General features: G+C 64.1%; 19 protein-coding genes. 12 read left to right on the top strand and 7 right to left on the bottom strand.

All coding sequences use genetic code 11. The features are described 5' to 3' along the window. Window positions 1-97: 97 nt before the first annotated feature. The 11 genes from TK06_RS03360 to TK06_RS03310 all read left to right on the top strand — a co-directional run bounded on the left by TK06_RS03360 (window position 98) and on the right by TK06_RS03310 (window position 10,235). Complete coding sequence (locus TK06_RS03360) at window positions 98-334, top strand: 2Fe-2S iron-sulfur cluster-binding protein (protein WP_063320814.1); 237 nt, start codon at window positions 98-100, stop codon at window positions 332-334. After that, complete coding sequence (locus TK06_RS03355) at window positions 331-1,587, top strand: NAD(P)/FAD-dependent oxidoreductase (RefSeq protein ID WP_063320813.1); 1,257 nt, start codon at window positions 331-333, stop codon at window positions 1,585-1,587. Before TK06_RS03360 ends, TK06_RS03355 begins: the two co-directional genes overlap by 4 nt. 120 nt (window positions 1,588-1,707) lie before the next feature. Then, entirely contained in the window at window positions 1,708-2,457 is a 750-nt protein-coding gene (locus TK06_RS03350; protein WP_063320812.1) for an AraC family transcriptional regulator, read from the top strand. Between the two features lie 233 nt (window positions 2,458-2,690). Continuing rightward, window positions 2,691-3,509, top strand: coding sequence for a transporter substrate-binding domain-containing protein (locus TK06_RS03345; protein WP_063320811.1), 819 nt, complete (start codon window positions 2,691-2,693; stop codon window positions 3,507-3,509). 10 nt (window positions 3,510-3,519) lie between these two features. Further along, window positions 3,520-5,295 carry an aconitase X gene (locus TK06_RS03340; protein ID WP_063320810.1) on the top strand — a complete coding sequence of 592 codons (1,776 nt, stop codon included), beginning with the start codon at window positions 3,520-3,522 and terminating at the stop codon, window positions 5,293-5,295. Further along, window positions 5,288-5,953: an amino acid ABC transporter permease gene (locus tag TK06_RS03335; RefSeq protein ID WP_063320809.1), complete on the top strand. Its 666-nt coding sequence runs from the start codon at window positions 5,288-5,290 to the stop codon at window positions 5,951-5,953. The genes TK06_RS03340 and TK06_RS03335 overlap by 8 nt, the downstream gene beginning before the upstream one ends. Window positions 5,954-5,965: 12 nt before the next feature. Next, window positions 5,966-6,616 carry an amino acid ABC transporter permease gene (locus TK06_RS03330; RefSeq protein ID WP_063320808.1) on the top strand — a complete coding sequence of 217 codons (651 nt, stop codon included), beginning with the start codon at window positions 5,966-5,968 and terminating at the stop codon, window positions 6,614-6,616. Then, on the top strand, window positions 6,609-7,331 hold the full coding sequence (locus TK06_RS03325; RefSeq protein ID WP_063320807.1) for an amino acid ABC transporter ATP-binding protein: 723 nt from the start codon (window positions 6,609-6,611) through the stop codon (window positions 7,329-7,331). The genes TK06_RS03330 and TK06_RS03325 overlap by 8 nt, the downstream gene beginning before the upstream one ends. Window positions 7,332-7,382: 51 nt before the next feature. After that, on the top strand, window positions 7,383-8,411 hold the full coding sequence (locus TK06_RS03320; RefSeq protein ID WP_063320806.1) for a trans-3-hydroxy-L-proline dehydratase: 1,029 nt from the start codon (window positions 7,383-7,385) through the stop codon (window positions 8,409-8,411). A gap of 214 nt (window positions 8,412-8,625) precedes the next feature. Continuing rightward, window positions 8,626-9,543, top strand: a complete 918-nt coding sequence (locus TK06_RS03315; protein ID WP_063320805.1) for a dihydrodipicolinate synthase family protein — start codon at window positions 8,626-8,628, stop codon at window positions 9,541-9,543. Between the two features lie 137 nt (window positions 9,544-9,680). Then, the gene (locus tag TK06_RS03310) at window positions 9,681-10,235 is read left to right on the top strand and encodes a DinB family protein (protein ID WP_063320804.1); all 555 of its coding nucleotides are present in this window, start codon (window positions 9,681-9,683) and stop codon (window positions 10,233-10,235) included. Between the two features lie 70 nt (window positions 10,236-10,305). Here TK06_RS03310 and TK06_RS03305 read toward each other — a convergent pair whose 3' ends face one another. The 5 genes from TK06_RS03305 to TK06_RS03285 form a co-directional block, all read right to left on the bottom strand. Next, on the bottom strand, window positions 10,306-11,370 hold the full coding sequence (locus tag TK06_RS03305) for a 2,3-butanediol dehydrogenase (RefSeq protein ID WP_238992646.1): 1,065 nt from the start codon (window positions 11,368-11,370) through the stop codon (window positions 10,306-10,308). Window positions 11,371-11,455: 85 nt separating this feature from the next. Continuing rightward, on the bottom strand, window positions 11,456-12,568 hold the full coding sequence (locus TK06_RS03300) for an acetoin dehydrogenase dihydrolipoyllysine-residue acetyltransferase subunit (protein ID WP_063320802.1): 1,113 nt from the start codon (window positions 12,566-12,568) through the stop codon (window positions 11,456-11,458). Continuing rightward, the gene (locus TK06_RS03295; RefSeq protein WP_014339122.1) at window positions 12,568-13,584 is read right to left on the bottom strand and encodes an alpha-ketoacid dehydrogenase subunit beta; all 1,017 of its coding nucleotides are present in this window, start codon (window positions 13,582-13,584) and stop codon (window positions 12,568-12,570) included. The genes TK06_RS03300 and TK06_RS03295 overlap by 1 nt, the downstream gene beginning before the upstream one ends. 36 nt (window positions 13,585-13,620) lie before the next feature. Further along, window positions 13,621-14,598, bottom strand: a complete 978-nt coding sequence (locus tag TK06_RS03290) for a thiamine pyrophosphate-dependent dehydrogenase E1 component subunit alpha (RefSeq protein WP_063320801.1) — start codon at window positions 14,596-14,598, stop codon at window positions 13,621-13,623. A 2-nt stretch (window positions 14,599-14,600) separates the two neighbouring features. Beyond that, window positions 14,601-15,674 carry an ATP-NAD kinase family protein gene (locus tag TK06_RS03285; RefSeq protein ID WP_063320800.1) on the bottom strand — a complete coding sequence of 358 codons (1,074 nt, stop codon included), beginning with the start codon at window positions 15,672-15,674 and terminating at the stop codon, window positions 14,601-14,603. Between the two features lie 342 nt (window positions 15,675-16,016). On the opposite strand from TK06_RS03285, the gene TK06_RS03280 reads away from it, so the two are divergent. Further along, a complete protein-coding gene (locus TK06_RS03280) occupies window positions 16,017-17,882 on the top strand; it encodes a sigma-54-dependent Fis family transcriptional regulator (RefSeq protein WP_063320799.1) in 1,866 nt (621 codons plus the stop codon). 4 nt (window positions 17,883-17,886) lie between these two features. Here TK06_RS03280 and TK06_RS03275 read toward each other — a convergent pair whose 3' ends face one another. Both TK06_RS03275 and TK06_RS03270 read right to left on the bottom strand, forming a co-directional pair. After that, window positions 17,887-18,216 carry a hypothetical protein gene (locus TK06_RS03275; RefSeq protein ID WP_063320798.1) on the bottom strand — a complete coding sequence of 110 codons (330 nt, stop codon included), beginning with the start codon at window positions 18,214-18,216 and terminating at the stop codon, window positions 17,887-17,889. A gap of 230 nt (window positions 18,217-18,446) precedes the next feature. Continuing rightward, window positions 18,447-19,658 carry a cytochrome c biogenesis protein DipZ gene (locus TK06_RS03270; RefSeq protein ID WP_063320797.1) on the bottom strand — a complete coding sequence of 404 codons (1,212 nt, stop codon included), beginning with the start codon at window positions 19,656-19,658 and terminating at the stop codon, window positions 18,447-18,449. Between the last annotated feature and the right edge of the window lie 111 nt (window positions 19,659-19,769).

The following is a 19,769-nucleotide window of genomic DNA, read 5'->3' as shown; positions in this document are numbered from 1 at the left end:
TTGTCGAGGCCGCTGCGCGCCCCAGCGGGAGCAAGCTCCCTCGCCACGGGATGGGCGTTTGGCGCTGATATCCCTTTACCCCTGGAGGATTGCTCCCATGCCTGATCTATTCCTCGACGGCCACCCATTGTCAGTGGCCAACGGCACCAGCGTCGCGGCGGCATTGGCGCTGGGCGCGGATGGTTGCAGTCGCACCTCGGTCAGCGGCCAGCGCCGTGCGCCCTTGTGCGGCATGGGTATCTGCCAGGAGTGCCGGGTGCTGATCGACGGTCGTCGACGCCTGGCCTGCCAGACCTTGTGCCTCGACGGCATGCAGGTCCAGACCCGACCATGAACGAAACCACCGACCTGCTGATCATCGGCGCCGGCCCCGCCGGCATGGCCGCCGCCCTCGCCGCAGCCAGCAGCGGCGCGCGCATCGTGCTGCTGGACGACAACCCGCTGCCCGGTGGGCAGATCTGGCGCGACGGCCCCCAGGCCAACCTGCACAGCGCCGCCCGACGCCTGCGCGAGCAACTGCAAACCTGCGCCAACGTACGTTGCCATGCCGGCACCCGTGTGATCGCCTGCGCGGCGGATAAAACCTTGCTGGTGGAAGATGCCGAGCGCGGCTGGCAAATCAGCTACGAGCGCTTGATTCTCTGCACCGGTGCCCGCGAACGACTGCTCCCGTTTCCCGGCTGGACACTCCCCGGCGTGACCGGTGCTGGCGGCTTGCAGGCGCTGATCAAGGGTGGCTTGCCGGTGCGCGGCGAACGGCTGGTCATCGCCGGCAGCGGCCCCTTGCTGCTGGCCAGCGCCGCCACGGCAAAGCATCAAGGTGCACAGGTGCTGCGCATCGCCGAGCAGGCCCGTCGCGGCGCCGTCGCCGGTTTCGCCGCACAACTGCCGCGCTGGCCGGGGAAGTTTTTCCAATCGTTCAGTCTGTTCGACCGGCACTACCGCACCGACACCCACGTGGTGGAAGCGCTCGGTCGGGAACGGCTGGAGGGCGTGCGCCTGTATCAGCAAGGCAAGACGATTGAATTGGCCTGCGACCGGCTCGCCTGTGGTTTCGGGCTCATTCCCAATACCCAATTAGGCCAGGCCCTGGGTTGCGCGGTTGAAGACCAGGCGCTGGCGGTTGACGCCTGGCAAGCGACCACTCGCCATGAACATTATGCGGCAGGCGAATGCACCGGTTTCGGCGGCAGCGAACTGGCGCTGGTGGAAGGCGCCATCGCCGGCCATGCCGCCGTCGGCAATAGCGCGGCTGCCCAGCAACTGTGGCCGCGCCGCGCACGTTGGCAGAGTTTCGCCGGGGCATTGAACCAGGCCTTCGTCCTCGATCCACGGCTCAAGGCCCTGGCCCGCAGCGACACCCTGGTCTGCCGCTGCGAAGACGTACCGTACGGCGAACTGGTCGGCCACGAAAACTGGCGCGAAGCAAAACTGGCAAGCCGCTGCGGCATGGGCGCCTGCCAGGGCCGAGTGTGCGGCGCCGCCCTGGAACACCTGTTCGGCTGGACACCGCCCGCCCCCCGCCCGCCCTTCAGCCCGGCGCGGATCGAAACCTTGCTGGCCCTGGAAGAAACCCCACCCACCTGACTGATCTGCACTCACCCCAATCCCCGGTGGGAGCGAGCCTGCTCGCGATAGCGGCGTGACAGACGGCGCATTTTCGATTGACACTCCGCCATCGCTCCCACAAAAAAGACGACGTCGGCCATGTACCCCTCGCTCACCCCCTTCGCCCCCTGCGACCTCGACACCCTGCTGCGCAGCCTGCAGCCCATCGCCCCGCTGCTGGATACCCTCGCGGACGTGGTGTTTTTCATCAAGGACAAGCAGGCCCGCTACGCCTTCGTCAACCAGACCCTGGCCCGCCGCTGCGGTTTCAAACACAGCGGCGACCTGCTCGGCCTCACCGCCGAACAGGTGTTCCCCGAGCGCTTCGGCCCGCTGTACACCGAACAGGACCGCCGGGTGCTGGCCAGCGGGCGGGAGTTGGCCGACCAGCTCGAACTGCATTTGTATTACGGCAACCAACCTGTATGGTGCCTGACCCACAAGCTCGCCCTGCACGATCCAAACGGCCAGATCGTCGGCCTGGCCGGTATTTCCCGCGACCTGCAACTGCCGCAATCGGGCCATCCGGCGTTCCACAAACTGGCGGCGGTGGACGCCCATATCAAGCAGCACTTCGCCCGCCCCATCAGCCTTGCCGAGCTGACCGCCATTGCCGAATTGTCGGTGGCGCAATTGGAGCGGCACTGCAAACGCATCTTCCAACTCACGCCGCGACAGATGATTCACAAGGCACGGCTGGAAGAAGCCTCGCGGCTGTTACTCGACAAAGACCTGCCGATCACCGAGATCGCCCTGCGCTGCGGTTACACCGACCACAGCGCCTTCAGCCGCCAGTTCCGGGCCCTGACCAGCCTGTCCCCCAGCCAATATCGCGAGAATCAGCGCTGACCCTTGTTCCCTCTTGGGGCATCGAGCCCCGTGGGTGCTCCCATCTGTAACACCCTGGCGCCAGCACCACCCTTGCCCTGCTGGTTACCGCCCGGCATGAAAGCCTCTAGTCCAGCCCTCCGGTGGCATTGCTGTGGCGCTACCAGAAACAGGCACGCTGATTGCTTATCTAATATCGTATACGAAATCCTCAATACGATATCTCACCGCATTTATTCGACAGCGAGGCATTTATGAAAAACCCTGCATTGGCCGTAGCCCTCAGCGTTGTCCTCACTCCGCTTTTCATCGCCCCCGCCCACGCCGACAAGCTCGATGACATCATCGGCTCCGGCAAGCTGCGTTGCGCCGTGACCCTGGACTTCCCCCCGATGGGCTTTCGCGACGAAAGCAATAAACCGGCGGGATTCGACGTGGACTATTGCAACGATCTGGCGAAGGTCCTCGGTGTAGATGCCGAAGTGGTGGAAACCCCATTCTCCGACCGAATCCCCGCGCTGCTGTCCGGTCGCGCCGATGTCATCGTCGCCTCCACATCCGACACCTTGGAGCGGGCCAAGACCGTGGGCCTGACCGTGCCCTACTTCGCCTTCCAGATGGTCGTGCTGACCCGCGACAACACCGGCATCAACAGCTACGCCGACCTCAAGGGCAAAGCCCTGGGCAATACCAGCAGCACCTACGAAGCCATCGCCCTGGAGAAGGACCAGAAGAGCTGGGGCAGTGGCAGCTTCCGCGCCTACCAGTCGCAGAACGACACCTTGCTGGCCGTCGCCCAGGGGCACATCGATGCCACCGTGGTGACTAACACCGTGGCCGCCGCGACCATCAAGTCGGGCAAGTACAAGGGCCTGAAGATCGCCGGTGACGCGCCCTACGTCATCGACTATGTGTCCCTCGGTGCCAAGCGCAGCGAATACGGCCTGCTCAACTACCTCAACCTGTTCGTCAACCAGCAGGTGCGCACGGGTCGCTACAAGGAACTGTTCGTCAAATGGGTGGGCAGCGACATCCCGCCGGCCAACCTGACCGTTCCCCAGGTCTATTACTGAGGATCGGCGCATGCCAAGCACGCCTGTCCGTGTGAAAGGCCGCAGCCTGGTGGAGGGTGCCGCCCAGGGCGCCCTGCTGTTCGCCGAGGTGGGGCTGAGTTTCTGGGGCGGGGTCGATCCGGCCAGCGGCGAAGTCATCGATCGCCACCATCCCTTGAGTGGTCAGCGCCTGGCGGGGCGCGTGCTGGCGATCCCCAGCGGACGCGGCTCCTGCACCGGCAGCAGCGTCTTGATGGAGCTGATCAGCAACGGCCACGCACCCGCGGCCCTGGTGCTCGCCGAAGCCGATGAAATCCTGACCCTGGGCGTGCTGGTGGCGCAGGTGATTTTCCAACGCTCGCTGCCGGTGCTGTGCGTGGGGCATGAGGCCTTCAATGGGCTGCGCGGCCAGGGTTTCGTGCGCCTGGAAGGCGACGTCCTGACACTGTCTGGCCGGCCCCCAAACGACGGTTGGCAAGGTTCCGACGCAGCGCCGCAGCCGTCCACTTTCTCAACCCTGGAGCTGAACGAACAGGACCGGGCGTTGCTCGACGGCACCCACGGCAAGGCTGCCCAAGTGGCGATGCAGATCGTGCTGCGCATGGCCGAGATCCAGGGCGCCACGCAACTGCTGGACGTCACCCAGGCCCACATCGACGGCTGCATCTACACAGGTCCAGCCAGCCTGCGCTTTGCCGAGCAACTGGTGCAGTGGGGGGCAAAGGTTCGCGTCCCCACCACGCTCAACTCCATCTCCGTGGACCAGCGGCGCTGGCGGGAACTGGGTGTCGATCCGGCCTTGGGCGAGCCGGCCAGTGCCTTGGGCGATGCCTACATGGCGATGGGCGCGCAACTGAGTTTCACCTGCGCCCCCTACCTGCTGGACACCGCGCCAAAGGCCGGCGAACAAATCGTCTGGGCTGAATCCAACGCCGTGGTCTACGCCAACAGCGTGCTGGGCGCGCGTACGCAGAAGTACCCGGACTTTCTCGATATCTGCATTGCCCTGTGCGGGCGAGCGCCGTTTACCGGCTGCCATCTCGACGACCCGCGCAAGGCCCGGCTGATCGTCGACGTGCCGGCGCTGGGTCACGTCGATGACAGTTTCTATCCGCTGCTGGGCTATCACATCGGCGGCCTGGCAGGCCGGCGCATTCCGTTGATACGTGGCCTGGAACACGCCGCGCCCACCCTGGACGACCTCAAGGCCTTTGGCGCCGCGTTCGCCACAACCAGCGCTGCGCCGCTGTTCCACATCGCCGGGGTGACGCCCGAAGCCCTCGATCCGGCCGATGTCCTGCAGCGCGACGTCACCTTGGCGCAGGAAAGCGTCGATGCCGCAGGCCTGCTTGCCAGTTGGCGTGAGCTCAACAGCGCCCGGGACAACTGGGTGGACGTAGTGTCCCTGGGCAATCCGCATTTCTCCCTCAGTGAATTCGCCACCCTCGCGACCTTGTGCGCCGGTCGGGTCAAGCATCCGTATGTGGTGCTGGCGATCACCTGCGGTCGGGCGGTGCTGGAGCAGGCCCGTAAAGCCGGGTATCTGACCGCCATCGAGGCCTTCGGCGCGGTGCTGGTGACCGACACCTGTTGGTGCATGTTGGGTGAGCCGGTGATCCCGCCCCACGCCACCACGCTGATGACCAACTCCGGTAAATACGCCCACTACGCACCCGGCCTGGTCGGTCGCGGCGTGCACTTTGCCGCCCTTGCCGAATGCGTCGAGGCCGCGTGTACCGCCGCCACCGCCGGCCAGCCGCCGACGTGGCTGCAACCCACCCGCACCGGGAGCCAGCCCCATGTTTGACTACAGCTTCCAATGGCGCCCGGCCTTGCGTGCGCTGCCCGACATGCTCGCCGGGGCCTGGGTGACGTTCGAGACCGCTGCGCTGTCGATGATTTTCGGCGTACTGATCGCCCTGGTGCTGACGGTAATGCGCCAGGCCCAGAATCGCTTGCTGCGGGGCGTGGGCAATGGCTGGGTGTCCATCGCCCGCAACACGCCCTCGCTGTTCCAGATCTACATCCTCTACTTCGGCCTCGGCTCCCTCGGGCTGCACGTCAGCTCCTGGCTGGCCTTGCTGGCCGGGATCACCTTCAACAACGCCGGCTACCTGGCGGAAAACTTTCGCGGCGGTCTCAAGGCCGTGCCCGGTACGCAAATGCGCGCCGCCCGCTCCTTGGGGATGAGCGCCTTCCAGGCGTACCGGATGATCATCGTCCCGCAACTGTTGCGCATCGTGTTCTACCCGTTGACCAACCAGATGGTCTGGGCGGTGTTGATGACGTCCCTGGGCGTGGTCGTCGGCCTGAACAACGACCTCACCGGTGTCACCCAGGAATACAACGTCAAGACCTTCCGCACCTTCGAATACTTCGCCCTCGCGGCGGTGCTGTATTACCTGATCGCCAAGCTGATCGTCGGGTTGGCCCGGCTGTTGTCCTGGCGGCTGTTTCGGTATTGAGGAGCGTGGGTCATGTTCTCTACAAGCCTCAGCGTTAACGACCTGCTGTATTTGCTCGAAGGGGCCTGGGTCACGCTGCAACTGACCGTCTGGTCGATCCTTTTGGGCACCCTGGCCGGGTTGCTGTTCGGTCTGTTGCGGGCGTTGTTGCCACGGGCCAGCCTGCCGTTGGCCTGGTTGCTGGACGTGTTCCGCAGCGTGCCGCTGCTGATCCAGTTTGTGCTGTTCAACTCGCTCAAGAGCATCGCCGGCCTGAACCTCAGCGCCTTCGCCGTCGGTTGCATCGTCCTCGGCGTCTATGCCGCGGCGTACTTCACCGAGATCGTCCGCGGTGGCGTGCTGGCGGTGCCGTCGAGCACCCGTCGAGCCAGTCGGTCGCTGGGCCTGAGCTATGTGCAGGACCTGCGCTTCATCGTCCTGCCGATTGCCACGCGGGTGGCGTTTCCCGGCTGGCTGAACCTGGTGCTGGGCGTGATGAAGGACACCGCGCTGGTGATGTGGATCGGCATCGTTGAATTGCTGCGGGCATCGCAAACCATCGTCACGCGCATTCAGGAACCCCTGCTGGTGCTGTGCATCGCGGGCCTCATTTACTACGTCATGAGCCTGGTGGTCGCCCGCCTTGGCGCACGCCTGGAAAGAAGGTGGCAGGAAAATGATTGAGATCGAAAACGTGCACAAATCCTTCGGTGACCTGGAAGTGGTCAAGGGTGTGAGCCTGACGGTGGACAAGGGCGAAGTGGTGTCGATCATCGGCGGTTCCGGCTCCGGTAAGTCGACCCTGCTGATGTGCATCAACGGCCTGGAACCGATCCAGAAAGGCAACATTCGCGTGGACGGCATCGAGGTCCATGACCGCGCCACCGACCTCAATCGCCTGCGGCAGAAGATCGGCATCGTGTTCCAGCAATGGAACGCCTTCCCTCACTTGACCGTGCTGGAAAACGTGATGCTGGCGCCGCGCAAGGTGTTGGGCAAAAGCAAGCAGGACGCCGAAGCACTGGCGGTGCAACAGCTTGAGCACGTGGGCCTGGGGGACAAGCTCAAGGCCTTCCCAGGCAAGCTTTCCGGCGGCCAGCAACAACGCATGGCCATCGCCCGAGCGCTGGCGATGTCACCGGACTACATGCTCTTCGACGAAGCCACTTCGGCCCTGGACCCGCAACTGGTGGGTGAAGTACTGGACACCATGCGCATGCTCGCCGAAGACGGCATGACCATGGTGCTGGTGACCCACGAGATCCGCTTCGCCCGGGACGTGTCCGACCGCGTGGCGTTCTTTTGCAATGGCCGGGTCCATGAGATCGGCCCGCCGGACCAGGTGATTGGCAACCCGATGCAGCCCGAGACGGCGGCGTTTCTCAAGTCGGTGAAATAGCGGATGGCCTGCTCGCGAAGGGGCCCGAACAGACAACACAAGGATTGATCCATGCGCTCATCAAAAATCATCCATGTAGTCAGTTGCCACGCCGAAGGCGAAGTCGGCGATGTGATCGTCGGCGGCGTCGCCCCACCACCCGGCGCCACCGTGTGGGAACAGTCACGCTGGATCGCCCAGGACCAGACCCTGCGCAACTTTGTCCTCAACGAACCCCGTGGCGGCGTGTTCCGTCACGTCAACCTGCTGGTGCCAGCCAAGGACCCGCGGGCGCAAATGGCCTGGATCATCATGGAACCGGCCGACACGCCGCCGATGTCCGGCTCCAACTCGCTGTGCGTCGCCACCGTGCTGCTGGACAGCGGCATCCTGCCGATGACCGAACCCCAGACCCGCCTGGTGCTCGAAGCGCCGGGCGGTCTGATCGAAGCCGTGGCCGACTGCCGCGACGGCAAGGTGCAACGGGTCGAGATCAAGAACGTGCCCTCCTTCGCCGACCGCCTCGATGCCTGGATCGAAGTTGAAGGCCTGGGCTCCCTGCAGGTGGACACCGCTTATGGCGGCGACAGCTTTGTCATCGTCGACGCCCAACGCCTGGGCTTTGCCATTCGCCCCGACGAGGCCGCCGAGCTGGTGGCCGTGGGCTTGAAGATCACCCGCGCCGCCAACGAACAATTGGGCTTCGTGCATCCGCTGAACCCCGACTGGTCGCACATCTCGTTCTGCCAGATCGCCGCGCCCATCGTCCAGGAAAACGGCATCGCCACCGGCGCCAATGCCGTGGTGATCCAGCCCGGCAAGATCGACCGTTCTCCCACCGGCACCGGTTGCTCGGCACGTATGGCGGTGCTGCACGCCAAGGGCTTGATGCAGGTCGGCGAGCGTTTTATCGGCCGCTCGATCATCGGCTCCGAATTCCACTGCCGCATCGACTCTTTGACCGACGTGGCCGGACGCCCGGCGATCTACCCGTGCATCGCCGGACGGGCGTGGATCACCGGGACCCATCAGCTGTTGCTCGACCCGGCCGATCCGTGGCCCCAGGGCTATCGGCTTTCGGACACCTGGCCTGGCGCATGAATTTCGAATCTTGCACATCCCCTGTGGCGAGGGAGCTTGCTCCCGCTGGGTCGCGCAGCGGCCCTCTGGATCTACCTGACACACCGAGTCGCCAGGTAGTGATTGGGGCCGCTTCGCAGCCCAGCGGGAGCAAGCTCCCTCGCCACAAAAGCTATGTACTCGACTCAACTTTACCTGCGTATATGAAAAATCCCCTTAACCACCGGAGACAACCATGAGCAAACGCATCAACTGGAGCGGCGTCTTCCCTGCCGTCACCACCCAATTCAACGATGACTTTTCCATCAATCTGGAAAAAACCCACCAGGTGATTTCCAACGTCATCCGTGATGGCGTTTCCGGCCTGGTGGTCTGCGGATCGGTGGGGGAAAACACCTCCTTGAGCGCCGAAGAAAAAATCGCCGTGACTGAAGTGGCGGTAGACGCCTCTCGCGGCCGCGTGCCGGTGATCTGCGGCGTGGCCGAGTTCACCAGCGTGCAGGCCGCCAAGGTCGCCAACGCGGTGCGCAAGGTGGGCGTCGACGGGGTGATGCTGATGCCGGCGCTGGTCTACGGCTCCAAGCCCTTCGAGACCGCCGAGCATTTCCGCTACGTGGCCCGCCACGCCGATGTGCCGCTGATGGTCTACAACAACCCGCCGATCTACAAGAATGACGTGACACCGGACATCCTGATTTCCTTGGCCGATTGCGACAACGTGGTGTGTTTCAAGGATTCCTCCGGTGATACCCGGCGCTTCATCGACGTGCGCAACGAAGTCGGCGACCGTTTTGTGTTGTTCGCAGGCCTCGATGACGTAGTGCTGGAAAGCCTTGCCGTGGGGGCCGAAGGTTGGGTCTCGGGCATGTCCAACGTGTTCCCGCAGGAAGGCGAGACCATTTTCCGCCTGGCCCGCGCCGGACGCTTCGCCGAGGCGATGCCGATCTACGAATGGCTGATGCCGATCCTGCACCTGGACGCCCGCGCCGATCTGGTGCAATGCATCAAGCTGTGCGAAGCCATCGCCGGTCGCGGCAGCGCCCTCACCCGCCCACCGCGCCTGGCCTTGCCAGAGGAAGACCGGCTGTACGTGGAACAGATCATGGCCAAGGCCATGGCCAATCGGCCGGTGTTGCCGGATGTGGGGCTTTAAGGTCCAGCCTAACCCGCAAGCCCAGCCTGTGGGAGAGGGCTTGCTCGCGGTAGCGGTCTGCCAGAGCCGGCTATGCTGGATGTGCCGTCCCTCTTCGCGAGCAAGCTCATTCCCACAACGTTTCGATGAGGCTTTCCATGAATTACTTCCTGGCCCAGGCCCTGAACAACCGATGGGCCAACCACAGACTGCTCGGCGCCTGCACGCAGCTGAGCGAGGCAGACTACACGGCGCCGCGCACGGGGTTCTTCCCGTCCATCCAAGCCACGCTGTGCCACATCCTGGAAGTGGACCGTTATTACCTCACCGCTCTGGAAGGCGACCGGGACGGCCAGATAAAGGACTTTTCTGAAACCCTGGCCTTTGCCCAACTGAAGCAAAGCCAAACCCAAACCGACCAGCGGCTGGTGGCGTTCTGCGAAGCCCTGCGGGAAACAGACCTCGCCCGCTGCGTCGACCTGGTGCGGGCCGACGGTGTCGTGCGCGAGTGCATCGACCGGCTGCTGTTGCACCTGTTCGAACATCAGATCCATCACCGCGGCCAGGTGCATTCGATGCTCAGCGCTACCGCCATCAAACCACCGCAGCTTGATGAGTTCTTCCTTGATTGCGACCGTACGTTTCGGCAAGAAGAAGAGCAGCAACTGCAACTCAACGAAAGGACCGTCTGGCAAGGCTATCGGCTGGACTGAAAGTCTCCCCAGGCCGGAAAAAATGCGATGGCCGCTGCCGGCCATCGCCAAATCGCCCACCCGGGCGCTCTCAGATCCGTGCAGGAGACACGATGATCTTCACGTTGTGTTCCTTGTTGTTCACCAGTTCCTCGAAGCCCTGCCCGACGATCTCCTCCAACTGGATGCGCCCGGTCACCAGCGGCGAGATGTCCAAGCGCCCATCGGCAATGAAGGCAATCACATCGGCGAATTCACCATTGTAGGCCAGCGCACCGAGCACCTGTTTTTCGGTGGAGACCAGTTCGAAGAAATTGAATTGGCTGGGTTCCTCGAAAATGCCCACCAACACACATTTGCCGGCCTTGCGGATCAAGTCGATGGCCAGTTTGGCGGTGTGCTTGTTGCCGATGCATTCGAAACTGACATCGGCCCCCAGGCCACCGGTCAGGCGGCGGACTTCGGCCAGGGCGTCGCATTCGTTCGGATCGATCACATGACTGGCCCCGACTTCCAGGGCCTTGGCCTTGCGGGCGCCGGACATTTCCAGGGCGATCACCTGGGCCGCCCCGGCGGCCTTGGCGCACATGATGGTGCACAGGCCGATGGTCCCGGCGCCGACCACCACCACGTTCTGGCCCAGCAGGCTCCCGGCTTTTTTCACCGCATGCATACCCACCGCCAACGGCTCGATCAGCGCACCGGCCTCGGCAGGGAAATCGGCGGGCAGTTTGTAGAGCAGATTGGCTGGCACGTTGACCAGTTCCGCGAACGCACCGTTGTTCATCAGCCCGGTGAAGGCCAGGTTCTCGCAGATGTTGTAGAGCCCGTGGGTGCAGTAATAGCAGGTGCCGCAGTGCTGGCAGGCGTCCGCCGCCACCGGTTCACCGACACTGAAGCCTTCGACACCGGCGCCCAGTTCGACGATTTCGCCGCAGAACTCATGACCGAGGATGCACTGGCCCTTGATCCCGGTCAGCGGGTGTGGCGCGTCCACCGGGATGAACACCGGCCCGGCCACGTATTCATGCAGGTCGGAACCGCAGATTCCGCACCATTGCACACGGATCTGCACCCAACCGGCGGGCGGCGAAACCGGCAGTGGCACGTCTTCGACGCGGATGTCGTTGCGGCCATGCCAGACAGCGGCGCGCATGCTGCGGGTGGGCTTGATTGAAACGTTCATGACGTTGCCTCCAGAAGTTTTGTTGGGGCGACGAATCACCTCGCCGCCCGCTTGATCAGTGCTGCTGAATGAATGCCAGGATCAACGAGTTGACCTGTTCGGCCGCTTCCATCTGCACCATGTGGCCCTGACCGGGCAGCACCTCGACCTGTGCGCTCAATCCTTCGCTGTGGGTCACTGGAATGATCGCGTCGTCGCTGCCCCAGACCACCAGGGTCGGCACCTGGCCGGCCTGTACCACTTCGCGCAGGTCGGTTTGCTGGCGGCCATCGGCGAATAACCTCGAGGACAGCTGTTGCAACGCGGCGTCCACTCCCTCCAGGCGCTTGTACTTGAGCATGTCGTCAAGCATTTGCCGGTTGACCAGTTCGGCATTGGAAAACAGTTGCACCAGTTGCGGCTTGAGGGCGTTGCGGTTGGCCGCTTCGACAAAACCTTGCAGGTAGCTGCCGTTGATCTCCGAACCCAGCCCGGCGCTGCCGATCAAGGTCAGGGAACGCACCCGCCGGGGCGCCAGCCGTGCCGTGTTCAGCGACACGGCGCCGCCCATGGAATGCCCGACGAGGTGCACAGCGTTGATGTCCAGGTGATCGAGCAAGGCCAGCACCACGCCGCTCAACTCATCCAGATCGCCCCGTTGCAAGACCTTGCCGGACTCACCATGGCCCGGCAGGTCCAGCGCAATGACCCGGCGCCCGGCCGCCAACGCCTCATGGTTGAACAACCAGTTGTTCAAGTCGCCGCCGAAACCATGCACCAGCAACAACGGCGTACCGCCCTCGCCGCGCTCGAAATAGCGGATCAAGCGGCCATCCAATTCGACTTTCTGCGGTTTCGGCCCACTGTCTTCGTCGGCCGTGTCGCCAGGCACAAAGGTCGATTGGAACTGTTCGATGACCGCGTCGATCTCGGCATCGCTGGCTTCGCCGTCGACCACGATACCGAGCAAGGCGCCGACCGCCAGGGTTTCGTCCTGCCGGGCGATCTGGCGGCGCAGGACTCCGGAAAACGGCGCTTCGACGCTGCTGGAGATCTTGTCGGTCTCGACGTCCATCACTTCATCGCCCTTGGTGATGACCTGGCCCTCCTCCTTGAGCCAGGCATCGACCCGGCCCTCGGTCATCGACAGGCCCCACTTGGGCATGGTCAAGGTATGAATCTGGCTCATCAGCGCTTGCTCCACTCGATCACGTTGAGCACGGCTTGTTCGATCTTCGCCGCGTCAGGGATGTACAGGTCTTCCAGCGAATCGGAGAACGGCACCGGGGTGTGCGGCGCGGTGACCATTTCAATCGGCGCCTTGAGCGCGCCAAAGGCTTTCTGCGCCACCAGCGCCGAAATATCGGTGGCCATGGAACAGCGTGGGTTGGCCTCATCGATCACCACCAGGCGCCCGGTCTTCTCGACACTTTCGAGGATGCTGTCCTCGTCCAGCGGGCTGGTGGTGCGTAGATCGATGACTTCGCAGTCGATGCCACGCCCGGCCAGGCTCCGCGCCGCGTCCATGGCGGTGTTGACGGTGCGCCCGTAGGACACGAGGGTCACGTCCTTGCCGTCGCGCAGGAAATTGGCCTCGCCAAAGGGGATGGTGTAGAGCTCTTCCGGCACCTCGCCCTGCATGCTGTAGAGCAATTTGTGCTCGCAGAAGATCACCGGGTCGTTGTCACGGATCGCCTGGATCAGCAGGCCCTTGGCGTCGTAAGGCGACGATGGGCACACTACTTTCAGTCCCGGAATGTGCGTCCACAAGGACGTGAGCATCTGCGAATGCTGGGCGGCGGCGCGCAGGCCGGCGCCAACCATGGTGCGGATCACCAGGGGCGTGGAGGCCTTGCCGCCGAACATGTAGCGAAACTTCGCCGCCTGGTTGAGGATCTGGTCCAGGCAGCAACCGGCAAAGTCGACGAACATCAGTTCGCACACCGGGCGCACGCCGCAGGTGGCGGCCCCGACCGCCGCGCCGACGTAACCGATTTCCGACAGCGGCGTGTCCAGCACGCGTCCGGGGAACTGGTCGTAAAGCCCCTTGGTAACGCCGAGCACGCCGCCCCAGGCGTCGTTTTCACCGGGTGCGCCGGCGCCACCGGCCACGTCCTCACCCATGATGAAGACGCTGGAGTCGCGGCGCATTTCCTGGGCCAGGGCCTCGTTGATTGCCTGCTGATAGCTGATTTTTCTCGCCATGATGGGATTCTCTATTGTTGTTATTCAGGGGGGCGTTCAGGGATAGCTGACGTAGACGTCGGTCAGCAGGTCCGCCGCGGAGGGCTTGGGATCGGACTTGGCCTTGTACACGGCGTTTTCAATCAGCATGTCCACCTCCTTGTCGATCTGGTCCAACTGCTCGACGGTGAGCAAGCCGGCCCGAGTGGTGCGCTCGCGGAACTGCATCAGGCAGTCCTGGTTCTCGCGAAAATGCTTGACCTCGTCGGGCGCCCGATAGGTTTGAGCGTCGCCCTCGAAGTGGCCGTAGTAGCGGGTCAGCTTGACCTCGATCAGCGACGGCCCTTCCCCGGCACGGGCGCGTTCGACGGCGGCCCCGGCGGCTTCATGCACGGCAAAGAAGTCAAAGCCATCCACCGTCACTCCGGGCATGCCGAACCCGGCCGCACGGTCGGCGATGTGATCGCAGGCCACTGACCAATTGGAGGCGGTGGCTTCGGCGTAGCCATTGTTTTCGGCGATGAACAGGCACGGCAGGTTCCACACCGAGGCCATGTTCATGGCTTCGAACACCGCGCCCTCGTTGGAGCCACCGTCGCCGAAAAACACCACGGCGACGCTATCGGTGCCCTTGAGCCGGGCCGCCAAAGCCGCGCCGACCACCAGCGGCGCGCCGGCACCGACGATGCCATTGGCGCCGAGCATGCCTTTCTCGAAATCGGCGATGTGCATCGAGCCGCCCTTGCCTTGGCAGACGCCGGTTTTCTTGCCGTAGATCTCGGCCATCATCCCGTAGACGTCCACGCCCTTGGCGATGCAATGGCCGTGACCACGGTGGTTGGAGGCGATGCAATCGTCATCGCCCAGGTGGGCCATGACGCCGGCGGCCGAGGCTTCTTCGCCGGCATAGAGGTGGACGAAACCGGGAATTTCGCCGGTAGCGAACTCCACGTGCAGGCGCTCTTCGAAGGCGCGGATGGTGCGCATCACCTGGTAGGCGTGCAGCAGTTGATCGTGGGTGAGCGGTGTCGACATTTTTATTCTCCTGGGGTGTCTTCTTGAAGATTCAGAGGGTGTTGCGGGTGTTCGCGGCCGATGGCCAGCAAACGGTGTTGCGCGGCGTAGGCCAGCACCGCGTTGACGTCGATGCTCAGTGGACCGCCGGCATCGAGGGTGACCGTGGGCCGGTCCTGCGCGTTGAATTCGATTTCCCGTTCGCCATCCAGGGCCAGAGTGCCGCTGGAGAGCGACAGGCCATGGGCGACACCGGGTTCCAGGGAGCCGGCGGCGAGCACGCCACAGCCCTGCAACAGCCCCGGCGCGAGCGGCACCAGCAGCGCTTCGGGGGATTGCGGGTCCAGGCGCATCCAGGCGCCACCCGGGGCCTGGCGTGAAACCGGAAACCACAAGCCGCACAGCGCCGACAGGCCAATGGATTGCGGTTCGGCGAAGGTCACGAAGACTTCGGCCAGGTCCTGTGCCCGACTGATGGCCCGGGCGCCGACAAACCGCAGGGGCGACACGGCGACGTCCACCAGGGCGACTTCGCGCAGGCCACGTCCGGCATCACAAACCAACAAGCGCTTGTTGCGGCGCAAGCCGATCGAGTCCGGGATTCGACCACTGGCGTACAACCCTCCGGCCAAGCCGGCACTGGTGGCCTCGCGCAGTTCGGGAAAGGCGTTGTTGGTGCCGGTGGACAGGGTTAGCAATGGGATGTCCCCCACTTCGGCGGCCACCGCCTTGTGGGTGCCGTCGCCGCCAAGCACGGCGATCAACGCCACCTCGCGCTCGGCCATCAGGCGTGCGGCCCGACGGGTGTCTTCGACGGTCTGGCGCAAGGTCAGGTCGAGGAACTCCAGGGCCGGCCAGTGGCTGCTGCGGGCCTGGCGGCTGTGGCTGTTCTTCAGCACGGCGGCGGCCATGCCAATCATGTCGGTGGGCATCAACACCTGTTCGACGCCGGTGGCGCCGAAAGCGGCCAGCAAGCGCTGGATCACCGACACCTTGTCAGTGCTGGAAAACAGCCCGGCATTGGCGGTCAGGCGCCGCACGTCACGGCCCGATGCGGGGTTGGCGATGATGCCCACGGTCAATGGCCGGCGACTCATGACACCACCGTGGAGAGAGCAGGCACACGGCCTGGGCAGGAAACCATAGACACCTCGTTGTTATTATTGGATGACCCGTCGAGCGGGCTCCAGAGGTAGAGCAAGGGCGGTGCCAGTTGTGAAAAAAACCTGCTCAAAGCCCGGGCCAGAGCGGCCCCCATGGGATTTTCGATGCAGCGAACCGAGCCCCGGTGAGACGCTCCATGTCAGCCTGCACGAGGTTGCGGCGAGACCCTGAGACGTGGCGTCTCACACCACCCGAAGAACCCGTCGAGCTTGTCTGCACCCGGGGAACGGCGCTTAATGTGCGCACAACGATAAGAAGCTGAATCGGAGGCCCCTATGCTTTCCGCTCACTCCCGGGCGCACGTGGATTGCGTCAGCCGCGTGGTGAAAAACGCGAACCAATTGCCACAACTGCCCGTCCCGGACCTGATCCTCGACTCCTGGCGTCGCTCCCTGGAGCAACATCACCTGGACCCCGGTTCACTGCAGGGCCCGCGCATCCTCTCCCAGGACGTGCTCAAGCAATGCCGTGAACGCTCCGAGCTGTTCCTCAATATCGCCAGCGAAGAAGTGGCCCGCCTCCATGGTCGGGTCCGCGATGCCGACTACTGCGTGCTGTTGACCGACGCCCAGGGCCAGACCATCGACTATCGGGTGGAAACCACGATTCGCAATGACTGCCGCAAGGCCGGGCTGTACCTGGGCACCTGTTGGTCGGAGGGCGAGGAAGGCACCTGCGGCGTGGCGGCAGTGCTCACGGCCAAGGCCCCGGTGACGGTGCACAAGCGCGACCATTTCCGGGCGGCGTTCATTGGCCTGACCTGCTCCGCCGCACCGGTCTTCGACCCCCAGGGAGAATTGCTCGGAGTGCTGGACGTCTCGGCAGTGCGCTCGCCGGATGATCGGCGCTCGCAGCACCTGATCCGGCAAATGGTGGTGCAGAGCGCCCGGGAGATCGAACAGGCGTTTTTCATGAGCAGCGCCCAGGGTTACTGGGTGCTGCGGGCCCATCGCAACGCCGGCTACGTCGACAGCCAGCCGGACTTCCTGTTCGCCTGGGACGACGACGGTTGCCTGCAAGCCTTGAACCCGGCCGCCCGCCAGTACCTGCTGCAACATTACGGGCAGTTGCCGCAACACATCGGCCAGGTGTTCGACCAGCAGTTGCTGCACCGTGCCCGGGACGAAAGCCTCTGCTCGCTCGATCACGCCATGCACGGGCGCTTGAGCGCGCCACGCCAGCGGGCCAGTTCACGTTCGCGGGTGGCGGTGACCCCGCTGGAAATCGATCCACGCCTGGCCGACAGCCTGCGCCTGGCGGTGCGGGTCAAGGATCGCAACCTGCCGGTGCTGATCCAGGGCGAAACCGGTTCCGGCAAGGAAGTGTTCGCCCGGCAGTTGCACCAGGCCAGCCAGCGCCGTGATCGCCCTTTCGTGGCGTTGAACTGCGCCGCTATTCCCGAAAGCCTGATCGAAAGCGAATTGTTCGGCTACGTCGCCGGCGCCTTCACCGGCGCCTCGGCCAAAGGCATGCAGGGCCTGTTGCAACAGGCCGATGGCGGCACCTTGTTCCTCGATGAAATCGGCGACATGCCGCTGGCCTTGCAGACCCGCCTGCTACGCGTATTGGCCGAGGGTGAAGTGGCGCCACTGGGCGCATCCCGCCGCAAAGCCGTGGACATCCAGGTGATCTGCGCCACCCACCGCGACCTGGAGACCCTGGTGGCCGCTGGTGAATTTCGCGAGGATTTGTATTTCCGCCTCGGTGGCGCACGTTTCCAACTGCCACCGTTGCGCGAGCGCAGCGACCGGCTGGCGCTGATCAATCGAATTCTTGCCGAGGAGTCGGCGCTCTGCGGGGCAACAGTGCAACTGAGCGGCGCGGCCCTGGAATGCCTGCTCGGTTATCACTGGCCGGGCAATGTGCGCCAGTTGCGCCATGTGCTGCGCTATGCGTGCGCGGTGTGCGAAGCCAGCGTGGTCCAACTCAGCCACCTGCCCGAGTCAATGCACCACACGGACGCCGCCGATCACGGGCCGGAGCCGAGCGCCAGCCCGGAACGCCAGGCACTGCTCGATGCCTTGGTGCGCCACCGCTGGAAACCCACCGCCGCTGCCCGGGCCCTGGGCATTTCCCGGGCGACCCTGTATCGACGGGTAAACCTGCATGGCATCGAAATGCCAGGCCGCAGCCCGGCCTGAAGGCCTATCGTCGCGCCAGTTCATGACGGACACATTGTTCGTAGTAGGTCTGCTTGACCGCGGCCGGCTTGAGACGCGAGGCGCTGTTGTAGGTCTGCTCGGTAATGCCCAGGGCGGTCATGCGCATCCAGGGCCGGGGAAACTTGCGCACTTGCAGCTTCTTGCGCGCGCCGTACAGGCTGACGCCGGAAAGCTTCGACGCCTGCGCCCCTGCCGCGATGTCCGAACCCCAGCGGCACACCGACTGCTGGTTTTGCGTCAGCGCCCTGGCCTGGACCTCAAGCGAAACGGCGGCCAGGAGAAACGTCGCCACGACCCACATAGAAATACGCATAGGTTTGTCGCCCAACTTTCTGAAAGAAAAGAAGTTTGACCTTATGCAAATGAGCAAGGGGCCAGCACCGCTGCACCGACATGTGGCTATGTGAGCTTTTGTGGCGAGGGAGCTTGCTCCCGCTGGGGCGCGAAGCGGCCCCTTTATTTTCCTGCCGCACCCAGTTGTCAGGTCGATTTCGGGGGGGCTGCTGCGCAGCCCAGCGGGAGCAAGCTCCCTCGCCACAGGTATCACTGGCCTGCCTTCGCCTCCTGCAACAACTGCTGGATCACCTGCTCCTGCTCGCCGTAGCGCCCTTCGCCAAAGTGGCTGTAGCGCACCTGCCCCTTGGCATCGATGAAGTAATGGGCCGGCCAGTACTGATTGTTGAAGGCGCGCCAGATCGCATACTGGTTGTCGATCGCCACCGGGTAGTGGATGTCCAGTTTGCGTACCTGCTCACGGACGTTGTCGATGATCTTCTCGTAGCCGTATTCCGGGGTGTGGACACCGATCACCACCAGCCCGTCCTTTTCATACTTCTTCGCCCAACCGTTCACATAGGGCAAGGTGTGCTGGCAGTTGATGCAGTCGTAGGTCCAGAAGTCCACCAGCACCACCTTGCCCTTGAGTGATTCGCTGCTCAGCGGGGGTGAGTTCAGCCATTGCACTGCGCCGTCCAGCGCAGGCATGGCGCCCTGGGATTCGAGGGCCGGCATGGAACTTGCCCCAGCCTTGCTCACCACATAGTCGATGGCCTTGGGCACGTTCTCCAGCAGGCTTTTTTCCAAGGTGACCGATTGTTGGGAGGAAGTCGCCGCCAACAAGCGGTCATCCGCCCCGGTGCCAATCGCCACGGCCGCCAGCAACACCACCGCTCCCGTTCCCCGGCGCAGCCAGGTGGTGATCGGCAGCGAGAGTTTCAGGCGTCCGACCAGCCCGCGCCCGGCCAGGATCAGCGTCCCCAGGGACAAGGCACTGCCCAGGCCGTAGGCGAGCAGCAGCAGACTGGTTTGTGCGCTGGCGCCTTGCAGCATGGCGCCGGTCAGGATCACCCCAAGGATCGGTCCGGCGCACGGTGCCCAGAGCAACCCGGTGGCGACCCCGATCAGCACTGAAGCCACAGGCCCGGCCATCCGCCCGGCGCCGGCGTCCAGGCGATTGCCCAGGCTGACCAGCGGTCGCGCCAGCCAGGTGCCGACCCGACTGAAGATCAGCGACAAGGCAAACACCACCATCACCACCAAGGCGACTTGCCGGCCGACGCTGCTGGCACGCAGCACCCACTCGCTGCTGACCACTGCCAGGCTGGAGACCAGGGCAAACGTCAGCACCATGCCGCCAAGGGTCAGCAGCACCGAGCCACGGGAGCGATCGGCCCGGGCAAACAGAAACGGCACCACCGGAAGAATGCAGGGGCTGAGGATCGTCAGGATCCCGCCGAGAAAAGCGATCAGAAGCATGGCAACACCTCAAAATAAAAAGCTGACATAGACCCTGTGGCGAGGGAGCTTGCTCCCGCTGGGCTGCGCAGCAGCCCCCGAAATCGACCTGACAACTGGGTGCGTCAGGAA

Source organism: Pseudomonas fluorescens, assembly GCF_001623525.1.
Classification (GTDB): domain Bacteria; phylum Pseudomonadota; class Gammaproteobacteria; order Pseudomonadales; family Pseudomonadaceae; genus Aquipseudomonas; species Aquipseudomonas fluorescens_Q.
The sequence above is the reverse complement of the archived record's forward strand: the minus strand, read 5'-3'. Positions and strand labels throughout refer to the sequence as shown.

Bases quoted from the DNA above. Each gene is read 5' to 3' on its own strand.
- TK06_RS03325 (WP_063320807.1), top strand. From the start codon at position 6,609: ATGATTGAGATCGAAAACGTGCACAAATCCTTCGGTGACCTGGAAGTG.
- TK06_RS03295 (WP_014339122.1), bottom strand. From the start codon at position 13,584: ATGGCGAGAAAAATCAGCTATCAGCAGGCAATCAACGAGGCCCTGGCC.
- TK06_RS03310 (WP_063320804.1), top strand. From the start codon at position 9,681: ATGAATTACTTCCTGGCCCAGGCCCTGAACAACCGATGGGCCAACCAC.
- TK06_RS03335 (WP_063320809.1), top strand. From the start codon at position 5,288: ATGTTTGACTACAGCTTCCAATGGCGCCCGGCCTTGCGTGCGCTGCCC.
- TK06_RS03330 (WP_063320808.1), top strand. From the start codon at position 5,966: ATGTTCTCTACAAGCCTCAGCGTTAACGACCTGCTGTATTTGCTCGAA.
- TK06_RS03275 (WP_063320798.1), bottom strand. From the start codon at position 18,216: ATGCGTATTTCTATGTGGGTCGTGGCGACGTTTCTCCTGGCCGCCGTT.
- TK06_RS03290 (WP_063320801.1), bottom strand. From the start codon at position 14,598: ATGTCGACACCGCTCACCCACGATCAACTGCTGCACGCCTACCAGGTG.
- TK06_RS03285 (WP_063320800.1), bottom strand. From the start codon at position 15,674: ATGAGTCGCCGGCCATTGACCGTGGGCATCATCGCCAACCCCGCATCG.
- TK06_RS03360 (WP_063320814.1), top strand. From the start codon at position 98: ATGCCTGATCTATTCCTCGACGGCCACCCATTGTCAGTGGCCAACGGC.
- TK06_RS03315 (WP_063320805.1), top strand. From the start codon at position 8,626: ATGAGCAAACGCATCAACTGGAGCGGCGTCTTCCCTGCCGTCACCACC.
- TK06_RS03320 (WP_063320806.1), top strand. From the start codon at position 7,383: ATGCGCTCATCAAAAATCATCCATGTAGTCAGTTGCCACGCCGAAGGC.
- TK06_RS03270 (WP_063320797.1), bottom strand. From the start codon at position 19,658: ATGCTTCTGATCGCTTTTCTCGGCGGGATCCTGACGATCCTCAGCCCC.
- TK06_RS03305 (WP_238992646.1), bottom strand. From the start codon at position 11,370: ATGCGCGCCGCTGTCTGGCATGGCCGCAACGACATCCGCGTCGAAGAC.
- TK06_RS03345 (WP_063320811.1), top strand. From the start codon at position 2,691: ATGAAAAACCCTGCATTGGCCGTAGCCCTCAGCGTTGTCCTCACTCCG.
- TK06_RS03355 (WP_063320813.1), top strand. From the start codon at position 331: ATGAACGAAACCACCGACCTGCTGATCATCGGCGCCGGCCCCGCCGGC.
- TK06_RS03340 (WP_063320810.1), top strand. From the start codon at position 3,520: ATGCCAAGCACGCCTGTCCGTGTGAAAGGCCGCAGCCTGGTGGAGGGT.
- TK06_RS03350 (WP_063320812.1), top strand. From the start codon at position 1,708: ATGTACCCCTCGCTCACCCCCTTCGCCCCCTGCGACCTCGACACCCTG.
- TK06_RS03300 (WP_063320802.1), bottom strand. From the start codon at position 12,568: ATGAGCCAGATTCATACCTTGACCATGCCCAAGTGGGGCCTGTCGATG.
- TK06_RS03280 (WP_063320799.1), top strand. From the start codon at position 16,017: ATGCTTTCCGCTCACTCCCGGGCGCACGTGGATTGCGTCAGCCGCGTG.